Genomic DNA, 11,632 nt, shown 5'->3' with positions numbered 1-11,632 from the left:
TAAGCGGCCATACTATATTTAAAGTGTGTTATTAAATCACAACAAAAGGAAGGTTCATGAGTAAAGTAGCGGTTATTTATTTTTCTGGATATGGCCATACCAAAAAAGTGGCGGAATTTGTGGCTGATGGAGCAAACGCTCAGCTTATTGCAATCGATGAAAATGGTGATATTAAAGACACCGATTGGGATGCATTAAACAATGCAGACGCCATTATTTTTGGCGCACCTACCTATATGGGCTCATACCCTTGGCAGTTTAAAAAGTTTGTTGATGCCACCTCTAAAGTGTGGTTTACCATGGGTTGGAAAGATAAAGTGTTTGGCGGTTTTACTAATAGCGGCAGCCTAAATGGCGACAAACAAGTCACCCTAATTAGTATGCAAACGTTAGCTTCACAGCATGGTGGAATTTGGGTAAGCCTAGGGTTACCACCCGCCAATAAATTGGAATCAACCCGTCAAGACATCAATAACTTAGGCGGTTCGGTTGGCGTATTAGTACAATCACCTACTGATGCTGACGAAACGGCTATTCCATCAGGCGATTTAGAAACGGCTCGTTTATACGGTGAGCGCGTTGCTGAAATAGCAAAACGATTAAAGTAAAAATGACCTAAATTAAGTTTATTTAATCCGTAAAGCCACACTTAATTAGTGTGGCTTTTTAGTTTGATAGCCCCAGTTCTTGCTTATGCTCAAGTTGATATAAGCTTGAATATTCACGTTTATGCACTTCAAATAAATACGCTCTTAACTGCTCTTTACCATGGTGAATATGCTTTATTTTAGCTGCTATGCCACACTCACTGTGCCTAACGGGTTCTATGTCTAATGATATAGCCGCTTCATTGGGTAAAATAAATTGCATATTTTGTAACTCATCAAGTTCACTGTTTATTGATGTGGGTTTTAAAAATATTCCTGTGCTTGAGATAGATTCAATGCAAAAACCTTGGCTTTGAATATTTAATTCACTTAATCGCCAGCTACGTTGAGTGCCTTTAGTATCAATCACTTCTGGGGCTGCTAACACTGTACTGAAATGGCCTAATTCATTAGTTTTAAATTGAAGTGGAAACCACAGTTGGTAATGAGCTACTTCTGCTAATAGGGTTAATTTAGCCTGACCAAGTAAATGCGCAATACCATCTGGTATTGATGTTTGTACTGTTAGTTTTGTTTCATTAATTAATGCTGTACTTTGACTAGGTTCAAACAACCCAGATAAAAAGTTAATTTCTTCGTCAGACAAATCCATGTATTTTCCTTAATACGTAAACTGTAGATTCTATTCCTTACAAGGTTACTGCCCAATGAATGACCAGTTTATTATTTTGTAAGATTTGGCCTGTACGGCTTTATTTTTATACAATTTATAATCTCAGCTTTCCTGGCTGAATTTATAAGTAATTGATTTAAATTAACTATATTTCATTTTAAGCTTGTTTAGTTAAATCACTGAATAAATCTTTTGGTATTCTAACCCCAATAACAGCAATAAGTTAAATAATAAAGTGTACAAAATTAAAGCGCTCTGCAACGTTTTTATACCAACTATGCGTAAATGAGACTTAGGTCTAGCTTACGAAGCATAAGGAAATACTTAGAATAGCGCCCAAATAATAATGGGGTTTAAGGGGTTCCAAATGCAATTAGAACGAATTCGTCGTAGTGACTTACACAACAAAGTGATGTCTGCAGAGCAGGCCAGTTTATTTATTAAAGACGGCATGACCGTGGGCATGAGTGGCTTTACTCGTGCTGGTGAAGCGAAAGCTGTACCACGTGCACTTGCCGAGCGTGTACGTGAAAACCCAATGAAAATTAACCTAATGACGGGCGCGTCATTAGGTAACGACTTAGATAAGCTACTTACTGAATCAGGTGCGTTAGCGCGTCGTATGCCATTTCAGGTAGACAGCACATTACGTAAAGCAATTAACAACGGTGAGGTCATGTTTATTGACCAGCATTTATCTGAAACTGTTGAACAGTTACGTAATCATCAGTTAACTATGCCAGATGTAGCGGTCATTGAAGCCGTAGCTATTACAGAAGAAGGCCACATAGTACCTACAACGTCAGTGGGCAACTCAGCAAGCTTTGCTATTTTTGCTAAAGAAGTAATTGTAGAAATTAATATGTTACACCAGCCAGAGCTTGAAGGGCTGCACGACATATACATTCCATCGTACCGTCCAACGCGTACACCCGTGCCACTAGTGAAAGTAGATGACCGTATCGGTAGTACTGCTATTCCAATCGATCCGGCTAAAATTGTGGGTATTGTATTTACCAATCAAAGTGACTCATTTTCAACAGTAACCGACCCAGATGCCGATACCGCCTCTATTGCCCGCCATTTAGTTAACTTTTTTAAAGAAGAAGTAGCGCAACAGCGCATGCCTGCAAACTTAGGCCCATTACAAGCGGGTATTGGTAACATAGCCAACGCAGTCATGATGGGTTTACTAGACTCAGATTTTAAAGACCTCACTATGTACTCAGAGGTACTACAAGATTCTACCTTTGATTTAATTGATGCGGGTAAACTTAATTTTGCCTCTGGGTGTTCAATTATTTTATCAGAGCGTTGTAACGCACAAGTATTTAATAACCTTGAAAAGTACCGCGATAAGCTAGTACTTCGCCCACAAGAAATGTCGAATCACCCTGAAATTGTGCGTCGTTTAGGTATTATTGCAATTAACACGGCACTTGAGTTTGATATATATGGCAACGTTAACTCAACTCATGTGTGTGGTACTAAAATGATGAACGGTATTGGTGGTTCAGGCGACTTTGCACGTAATGCGCATGTATCGGTGTTTGTAACTAAATCAATTGCTAAAGGCGGCGCTATTTCAAGCGTGGTACCTATGGTAAGCCACGTCGATCATACCGAGCACGATGTTGATATTTTAGTGACCGAGCAAGGCCTTGCTGATTTACGTGGATTAGCGCCACGCGAACGGGCTGTTGAAGTAATTAAACACTGTGTACACCCAGATTATCGCAACGCTATGCTTGATTACTACGAGCGTGCTTGTGTACGTGGCGGCCATACGCCTCATATTTTAGAAGAAGCATTCAGCTGGCATACCCGCCTTGAACAACAAGGCACAATGAAGCAAAGCTAATACTTAAAACCCCGCATTTGCGGGGTTTTTACAAATACTTTTAATTTTGCTTTACAGAATGTTGTTATGACTTTGCCTATAAGGTGGTTTAAGTTTTTACTGTGTGCTGTAAAATAACCGCATATTATTGACAGACTCGCTATGGCGAGCAACACATAGAGCAACCACAATGGAAAACAAACTAACTGCAATCGACACCCTCGCTGAACTTGAAAGCTTTTTACTGCAAGTTGAAAACGGCGGCTTAGGTTTAACCGGCGTAGCAGGCGTGGGCATGGCAACTAACAATGCTGACGGCAGCCGTTTTGTTGCGGTGTTTGATGACAAGCAACAACTTTTATTAGCACGCGAAATTACCGAAGAGATTTTCCAAAGCGGCCAAGACATGGTGCGCAACGGTGTAGGGCGTAAGCACTAATACCTTACTACTAATTTAAAAAGCGCCAAATGGCGCTTTTTTTGTGGTTTATTTTAAACAGGTGTTAAATATAAAATAAATTTATACTAACGGTGCTCTTTGTAATGGTTTTACTATATAGAAACAAATAATCGATAAGGTGAGATTATGATGATTCAACCGTTATCAGGTGTTAGTTAGTATGGACTTTATTGCTATTGGACTTTTCTTTTTAGTCCTTCTAATCGCTTTATCTATTGTTTGGGGCACGCTAAAAACGGGAATTTCACCGATGATGAGCTCAAGCAAAGCGCGCCAAACTATGCTTGCTGCAATAAGCATGGATGAAAAAGGCGCATTAATTGATTTAGGTTCAGGTTGGGGAACGCTTGTTATACCGGTTGCCAAAAAGCATCCTAATAAACAGGTTATTGGCTATGAGTTATCGTGGTTTCCTTGGATGGTTTCAGTGCTTTTTAAATATAGTTTGGGTTTAAATAATCTTACCCTCTATCGTAAAGACTTTAAAAATGCCGATTTTAGTACAGTGTCTACTCTGGTGTGTTACTTGTTTCCTGGTGGTATGGTAGCGCTTGAAGAAAAGTTAAAACATGACGTAGTTAATAATAAAATCACTATTGTGAGTAACACCTTCGCTTTGCCATCATATAAACCAACTAACGTTATCAAGCTTAAAGATTTTTACCAAACACCAATTTATGTGTATCACTGGCAACCCAAATAGATGAGTATTATTTAGGGTCAGTGCTTAGTTGATGTCATATTTTTTATCCATAAGTTCATCTTCTCTGCAGACATTGGTTTGGCAATATAATAACCTTGCCCATGATAGCAACCCATGCCTATAAGTACTTTTTCGAGTTCTTGTGACTCTATCCCCTCTGCTACTAGGTTATACCCAAATGCTTTACTTAGCGCCACGATACACGTAACGATGGACTTGTCTTCATGGTCTGATAGGAGCTTTTTAACAAAGCTTTGATCTATTTTTAATGTATCTAAAGGTAATTTTTTTAAGTAACTCAACGAAGCGTAACCTGTACCAAAGTCGTCTAGCGCAATACTTACCCCTAAATTTCGACAACCATTGAGAACGTCGACTGCTTGGTCAACGTTTCCAATTGTAGTGCTCTCTAAAATTTCCAATTCGAGGGTTTTTGGTTTTATATTATTAGTGCTGATGAGTAACTCTCTGAGGTTTTCAACAAAGCCCTCACTAAGTAAATGAGCTGGAGAGATGTTTACACTCATAGAAAGATGATTTCTTGTCCAAATTTTATGCTGTTTTAAGGCCTCAGCAAGTACCCATTCACCAATTAAAATACCAATGTGTGGATGCTCTAATGCCTCTGAAAAGTGACCAGGATAAAGTAAACCCAAAGTAGGGTGATTCCAGCGTATTAAGGCTTCAACGCCAATCAACTGGTGATCCATCAAATTTACCTTTGGTTGATAATGTAAAATAAACTCTTTGCGGGCAATGCCTTTCTCTGCAGCCAATAATAAATCATGTTTTGCATGCCTTAGGCTTTCTTCTTCTGGATCAAAAAACAGAATTCGGTTTGTTCCTGATCTTTTTGCTTGGTACATTGTTTGATCGGCTCTGCGTAAAATGTCATCACAAGTTAAGCCATCATCACTGGGAAGTGCAACGCCGATGCTGACTGAAATTTGAACGGAGCACGAAAACGCTGCTAATTTTATTGGGTCGTTTACCTCAATCAGCACCTCTTGTAACAGAGTCTCATATTCTTGTATCGTGTGCGCAGCCCCTCTTAATAAAAAGATAAACTCATCTCCGCCAATACGCGCGAGTGTATCTTCTTTGCGTAATGTGCTTTTTAGTCTTTGGGCAATAGTTTTCAAAACGAAGTCACCGGTTTCGTGACCGTATTTGTCATTAATGGGTTTAAAATTATCTAAATCTAAATAGGCAACGGCGAGCTTTTGCTCAGATGTAATGGCTTGTTGGAGTTGATCAATTAAAATAGGGCGGCTTGCTAAGCCTGTTAGGCTATCGTAGTGTGCCATGTCATGAAGTTTTTTTTCTAAGTTTGCGCGTTGAATGGAGCTAGATATAGAGTGTATCAACTGATCGCTTTTTAATTGATTTTTAAGTAAATAATCGCTTGCTCCTAGCCGCATAGCTTCTGCTGCTATTTTTTCATCTCCTAAGCCCGTGATCATAATCACAGCACAGTGGTTATTTTCAGTCTTTCTAATATTATTTAGCAGGGTAAGCCCCGATCCGATACCTAATCGGTAATCAACAATGACACAATCAAACTCACCATGCTCAAGGTAAGACATCGAACTTTCAATAGAGGATGCCTCTGAAATTTTCGCCTGTATATTTGAGCGAGATATCATACGACGTATTTGTTCTCTATCAACCGCATCGTCATCAACAATGAGTAGGTTAATACTGTCGCAGATTTCAAAATTATCTATTGAAGTAATCATATCCATATCTCTTGCTAAGATGGCTTATTCAAGCTCAACGGCATGTATATAAGCATCCATAAGTGTCGTTAATTTGGCAAACTGCGGGCCAATTGCATGTTTAACCATGTAACCTGCTACGTTGTTATGGTACGCGCGAGTACGATCGTTATCCTCATTGGAGGTCGTGAGTATAAATACAACAGTATCGTTTAATTTTTTATCTTTACGAATATGCTCTAAAAATTCAAACCCATTCATCACTGGCATATTCAGGTCTAGCAATACTAAGTAGGGCTCTGATATTACTTTTTGTTGTGCTTTTTCTCGTAACGCATCTAACGCAAGTTTTCCATTTTGTTTCCAAATTATTTTAATTTTAGGATCCACTTTTTTTAGGCTTCTTGTTACGGCTTCCGCGGCAACATCATCGTCTTCAACAAGCAGTATAGATAGATTTTTGATCATAAATTCTCTTTCCTTGCAAAGCGCGGCCACCAAACATGAAATGTAGACCCTTTTTGCGGTTCATTTGAGCTAACGGAAATGCGCCCACCATGAGCTTGTGCCAAACGCCGACTAATAGACAGCCCAATACCTGAGCCCGACTTATCGTCAGAGGTTGTTTGAAATAAGCTAAAAATACGCTCGTAAGCCTCTGGTGGTATACCGGGGCCATCATCAGTAACGGTTATATGGCAAAGCGTATTTTCTGCTACACAACGAATTTTTATACTTCCTTCTTCACTGTCGTGATGTTTAATGGCATTACTTAACAAATTGCGAACAACGGTTTCAAGCGGCGTCCATGCAGTGACGATAGTATTTAATTGAATGTCTTTATGAAGCTTCATTCCAGCCGGTAAATCTAACAGTTCGGTAACGTTAGAAATTAATTTATGCATATCGATTACTTGAGTATCTAGGGTAGCTTTGCCAGCTCTTGCATAGGCCAATAAATTATCAATTAACGTCTCCATTTTATGAATTCGATCATCAATACGCGTTAAGTTGTACTCTACTTCAGGCTTGGTAGTGCCTAAATCTTCTTTTATCCATTCAATTAAGTTTGAAATGCCACGCAATGGAGAGCGTAAATCATGAGAGGCCACATAGGTAAACTCTTTCAGGCTAGTGTTATTTTCTTTTAGCTCAGTTTCCATTCGTTTTCGTTCTGTTATATCTAACAACGAGACAAACACCATGTCTTCATCATTGGTGTTTATAAAAGGACTCAAGCCTACTTCAACCGGGAATTCTTTACCGTCTTTGTGTAACGCGGTTAAATCTCTGCCTACTCCCATACTTCTTACACTGGGTTCACGATGAAATGAATGACGAAGTGCTGAATGATGTCCTTGGTAGCGCTGGGGCAATAGCATTTCCATGTTTTTATCGAGTAGTTCTATTTCACTGTAGCCAAAAGATTTGCATAACGATTGATTTACCGCTTGTATAATGCCTGCTTGGTCAACGATTAACACACCATGTGGCGCAGCCTGAATAGATCGTTGAAACATATTATTTGCGCGCAGCCTTTGCGATATATCAACCAATGTAGCTAAAACTAATTCTTGTTGTCCGTGTATTGGGTTTAAACCTATTTCAATTGGGATTTGCTTACCACTTTTTTGACTCGCAAATAACTCACGGCCTTCACCCATTAAGCGTTTTCGAGGGTTAGCAAAAAACTGACTCATCAAGTGGGTATGATTGGCTTTAAATTGAGCTGGAAGTAAACTATCTATGTTCATACCTATGAGTTCTGAATCCTCATAGCCTAGTATTTCAGACAGTTGATTATTGGCAAAAAGGATCTGAGCATCAGTATTAACTACCATTGCCCCCATGGGTAAACAATTAACTAGTTGAGTTAAAAATGCTTCATCCATATTTACAGTTAAACTTGGTGAGTTAGATTTTTTATTTACTTTTTTAAGGTCCATCAAGCATCCCGCAAGTAAATTTAGTTCCCATAATATAGTAATAGTCGAACAAGTAATGAACAGCAAATCTAGCGAAAGATCATGTTATTTAAATGCTCATTTTAATAGTTTTTTCTTATATTTTAGCGAGTCATCATGGTTGAAAAAGGTGCATTGATTTAGGATCGGGTTGGGGAATGTTGGTTATAGCGGTTGCCAAAAAGCATCCTAATAAACACGTTATTGATTATGAGTCTTGGCTTCCCCGTTTGATTTCCTGGATAGTTTCGATGCTTTTTAAATATAATTTGGTTTTAAATGACCTTACTCTTTATCGCAAAGACTTCAAAAATGCTGATCTCAGTACAGCGTCAACTATTGTGTGTTACTTGTTTCCAGGCGCTATGGTAGTGCTTGAAGAAAAGTTAAAACAAAACGTGCTTAAAAACATCACTATTGCGAGTAACACCTTCGCTTTGCCTTCATATAAACCAATTAAAGTGATCAAACTTAAAGATTTCTATCAAACGCCTATTTATGTGTATCACTGGCAACCAAAGTAAACTGTGGCATTGTGAAGTATTGATAACGATGGTAATAGCTTTGTCGCCGTGTTGTATTACAAACAAAGTTTTAGTCCGTGAAATTATCAAAGGATTTTTTAAGTGCTATTTTGTTATAGTTTGGAAGATAGTTAAGAGCGATGACTGATCAGTTATGGATTGTGATGTCTGAAGTCAAGATTTGACCCGTTTGCTGACCCGTTTGCTTTGACCCACTTCGCTTTCACTGTCACGATCCATCAGCCGTAAACTAGATAAATTAGGAGTGCCAAAATTTGTACCTCATGATTTACGAAGAACGGTTGCGACTCGGTTAGGTGATACCAATATTGGGACAGATCCTAGAGTGATTGAAAAATACTAAATCATCAATTGCAAGGAGTGCAAAGAGTGTATAACCTCCAAGAATACATGGAAAAACGGCTCTCGGCGTTAATTGCTTGGGAAAATAAAGTCTTATTTAAATTGAAATAACAACTGAAGCTACATAGCATTAACTTTGGACATTAGGTTCATCTTTATATGAAGGTTATGTTGGCTCAAGGAGGGTTACTTAGTTGTACTTTACATATGAAGAACAAATAAAAAATATCATATTCTCAGATTCTAAAAACCGAGGGACACTAGAGGAAAAATATTTTCCTAGACTTTTACTTTTAAAGAAAAGAAAAAAAATACTTAGAAAGTACTTCAAGGAACTTAATATACATGCTGTTAGGGATGATGATTATGAGCAAAAAAAAGCTAGGATTCTTTCTTTATTAACAAAAATAAACGAAAGCATTGTTTCTTTCATAAATCTACAGAGCGTAGATATTTCAAGAAAGATAATTCAAGATAACTATACTCCAACACTTTCTAAATTAGACCATAAAATAAAAGGTAAACCCATATTTACAACTAAAATTAAAGTTGTGGATTCTTTTATAGAGACTATAGAGAGCGACTTTATTCAACGTATCTCTAAAAGTGAAATTAATTATGCTTTTGAAGTTAGTGCTTCTGATAGAGATAAAACGATCTCATCCTTGATTCCATTACTAGATGATCAGTCTCCAAAATGTATATATAGGACAGATATTAAAAATTTTTATGAATCTGTTCCTCATGATAATTTGCTCACATTTATAAATTCCTCTAAAAAGTTAACTCAATCAACTAAAAACTTGATCAATAGTATTTTAACTCAGTACTCAAGAATTACAGGCTTGAATAAAGGCTTACCAAGAGGGGTTCCAATTAGCGCTACACTTGCTGAGTTATATATGAAAAAGGTAGATATAAAAATTATGGCGTTAGATTGCGTTAATTTTTATGCTAGGTACGTTGACGACATATTTATAATAATAAAAACAAGGAAAAGTGATTGTGAAAGTTATAAGCGAGAAATAGAGTCAGTCGAAAAAATAATAAAAGATCATTGCCTTAATAATAATAAAGAAAAAACAGATTCAACCTTTTTTGATAAGACTAGGTCTAACTTTAAATTTGATTTTTTAGGTTATAATTTTATTTTCAAGAATAAATCATTGGAAATAAAACTAAGCGATAAAAAATTCGAAAAATACCAAAGTAGAATCAATAAAATATTTTATAACTACCTTAAAAATAGAGATGAAAATGAAGGTATTGCTACTCAATTTTTAATTAATCAAATAAAGTACATCACATCGAATGTACAGCTAATGAATAGGAAATCTAATGTCTTCTCAGGTGTTTACTATTCAAATAAGTTTATAACTGATTGTTCTCAATTAGAAAGTCTCGATAGTTATTTGCACAGTAAAGCTGAGTTATATTGTAAAGAAAAATATAGCTTTAAAATAAAAAAACTGAATCGCCCCGAGTTCATCGGAGACCAGTTTGTTTAAGTCAGGCCACTTTACCTGACTCGTTTAAATTATCATAGTAGTCTGTTTCATATTGAGCTGGTGAAATATACCCAATTGAAGATAATAAGCGTTGATTATTAAACCAATTGACCCACTCTAACGTTGCGTATTCAACAGCATCAACATTCTTCCACGGGCCATTTCTGCGAATAATCTCTGTTTTAAATAATCCATTTATTGTTTCAGCCAATGCATTGTCATAAGAGTCACCCACACTGCCTACAGACGCTTGAATTCCAGCTTCAGCAAGTCGCTCAGTGTATCGTATAGACAAATATTGGCTGCCTCTGTCGCTGTGGTGAATTAACCCTTCGGGGTTGCCACGATGCCAAATAGCTTGCTCTAACGCATCAAGAATAAGCTCTGTGTGCATTGTCGTTGATACACGCCAACCTACAATGTATCGTGAAAAAACATCTATCACGAAAGCGACATAAACAAACCCACTCCATGTGGCAACATAGGTGATGTCAGCTACCCAAAGTTGATTTGGCTGCTCAGCAGTAAATTGACGATTAACTAAATCAAGTGGCTTATCTTGTTGCTCGTCAGGTATCGTTGTCTTATGTGCTTTACCCCGACGAACACCTTGAATTCCCATAACTCGCATCAATCGTTCGACTGTACAGCGGGCGACTTGATGGTCGTCAAGCTGTAGCTGCTTCCATATTTTTCTTGCACCATAAACTGACATATTATCCTCCCACACTTCGCGAATGAGTATTATCAGCTCAGCATCACGCTTTTTGCGGTTAGACAGTCGCTCAGGCTCTCTTTGTATCTGTTTATGAGAATAATACGTTGATGGTGCAATCGGCAATTCCTTGCAAATTGACTCGACACCGTAATGCTCTCTGCAAGCATCAATAAAATCCACTATTACTTCTGTTTGCGGTCGAGCTCCGCTTGGGCGAAAAAAGCGGCAGCTTGCCTCAGGATATCATTCGTTCGCTTGAGCTCTTTATTCTCGCGCTCTAAGACGGCAAGGCGTTCTTCAGTTGATTGCGTATTAGAAGAGGGTTTAGACGGTTGAGCTTGAGATTTCTTGACCCATGCTCTAAGTGTTTCTGGGGTACATCCCAGTTTATCTGAAATCGATACTAGCGCAGCCCAAAGAGAAGGGTATTCATGCTGTTGTGTGGTAACAAGCCTAATTGCACGTTCACGAAATTCTGATGTATAGCGATTTGATTTTTTCATAGTTCCAGTTTCTCAAGTTATTGAGTCTCTGGCAAACACGGGGCGATTCA

11 protein-coding genes and 1 other annotated feature are annotated in these 11,632 nt (G+C 37.9%); of the genes, 6 read left to right on the top strand and 5 right to left on the bottom strand.

The window, feature by feature from the left end:
* The first annotated feature begins 56 nt into the window (after positions 1–56).
* Positions 57–608, top strand: a complete 552-nt coding sequence (locus ND6B_RS16715; protein ID WP_024601163.1) for a flavodoxin family protein — start codon at positions 57–59, stop codon at positions 606–608.
* Between the two features lie 58 nt (positions 609–666).
* Here ND6B_RS16715 and ND6B_RS16720 read toward each other — a convergent pair whose 3' ends face one another.
* Positions 667–1,260, bottom strand: coding sequence for a hypothetical protein (locus ND6B_RS16720; protein WP_033102652.1), 594 nt, complete (start codon positions 1,258–1,260; stop codon positions 667–669).
* 388 nt (positions 1,261–1,648) lie between these two features.
* On the opposite strand from ND6B_RS16720, the gene ND6B_RS16725 reads away from it, so the two are divergent.
* The 3 genes from ND6B_RS16725 to ND6B_RS16735 all read left to right on the top strand — a co-directional run bounded on the left by ND6B_RS16725 (position 1,649) and on the right by ND6B_RS16735 (position 4,284).
* Positions 1,649–3,142 carry an acetyl-CoA hydrolase/transferase family protein gene (locus ND6B_RS16725; RefSeq protein WP_013464626.1) on the top strand — a complete coding sequence of 498 codons (1,494 nt, stop codon included), beginning with the start codon at positions 1,649–1,651 and terminating at the stop codon, positions 3,140–3,142.
* Positions 3,143–3,311: 169 nt separating this feature from the next.
* Positions 3,312–3,560, top strand: a complete 249-nt coding sequence (locus tag ND6B_RS16730) for a hypothetical protein (RefSeq protein ID WP_008114111.1) — start codon at positions 3,312–3,314, stop codon at positions 3,558–3,560.
* Between the two features lie 181 nt (positions 3,561–3,741).
* Entirely contained in the window at positions 3,742–4,284 is a 543-nt protein-coding gene (locus tag ND6B_RS16735; RefSeq protein WP_033102651.1) for a methyltransferase, read from the top strand.
* Positions 4,285–4,301: 17 nt separating this feature from the next.
* Here ND6B_RS16735 and ND6B_RS16740 read toward each other — a convergent pair whose 3' ends face one another.
* From ND6B_RS16740 to ND6B_RS16750, 3 genes are read right to left on the bottom strand one after another with little or no spacing between them, the layout of a single operon-like run.
* Positions 4,302–6,023 carry a GGDEF domain-containing response regulator gene (locus tag ND6B_RS16740; RefSeq protein ID WP_235420430.1) on the bottom strand — a complete coding sequence of 574 codons (1,722 nt, stop codon included), beginning with the start codon at positions 6,021–6,023 and terminating at the stop codon, positions 4,302–4,304.
* A 24-nt stretch (positions 6,024–6,047) separates the two neighbouring features.
* Positions 6,048–6,470, bottom strand: a complete 423-nt coding sequence (locus ND6B_RS16745) for a response regulator (protein WP_033102649.1) — start codon at positions 6,468–6,470, stop codon at positions 6,048–6,050.
* Positions 6,467–7,948: a PAS domain-containing sensor histidine kinase gene (locus ND6B_RS16750; protein ID WP_033102648.1), complete on the bottom strand. Its 1,482-nt coding sequence runs from the start codon at positions 7,946–7,948 to the stop codon at positions 6,467–6,469. Before ND6B_RS16750 ends, ND6B_RS16745 begins: the two co-directional genes overlap by 4 nt.
* Positions 7,949–8,124: 176 nt before the next feature.
* Between ND6B_RS16750 and ND6B_RS0118945 the strand changes: the two genes are divergently transcribed.
* Positions 8,125–8,490 (top strand): hypothetical protein, encoded by a 366-nt coding sequence (locus tag ND6B_RS0118945; protein WP_235420429.1) that lies wholly within the window; start codon positions 8,125–8,127, stop codon positions 8,488–8,490.
* 557 nt (positions 8,491–9,047) lie between these two features.
* Positions 9,048–10,361 carry an antiviral reverse transcriptase Drt3a gene (gene drt3a / locus ND6B_RS16755; RefSeq protein WP_033102647.1) on the top strand — a complete coding sequence of 438 codons (1,314 nt, stop codon included), beginning with the start codon at positions 9,048–9,050 and terminating at the stop codon, positions 10,359–10,361.
* Between the two features lies 1 nt (position 10,362).
* On the opposite strand, the gene ND6B_RS16760 is transcribed toward drt3a, so the two are convergent.
* Positions 10,363–11,582, bottom strand: a protein-coding gene (locus tag ND6B_RS16760; RefSeq protein WP_089368775.1) for an IS3 family transposase whose coding sequence is annotated in 2 segments (ribosomal slippage) — positions 10,363–11,303 and positions 11,303–11,582 — 1,221 coding nt in all. Because the reading frame shifts where the segments join, the coding sequence is not laid out codon by codon here.
* Positions 11,188–11,304: a sequence feature (AL1L pseudoknot), on the bottom strand. Its footprint overlaps the gene before it by 117 nt.
* Positions 11,583–11,632: the final 50 nt, after the last annotated feature.

Origin of the sequence: Pseudoalteromonas sp. ND6B, from assembly GCF_000764215.1 — a bacterium.
Classification (GTDB): domain Bacteria; phylum Pseudomonadota; class Gammaproteobacteria; order Enterobacterales; family Alteromonadaceae; genus Pseudoalteromonas; species Pseudoalteromonas tetraodonis.
The sequence above is the reverse complement of the archived record's forward strand: the minus strand, read 5'-3'. Positions and strand labels throughout refer to the sequence as shown.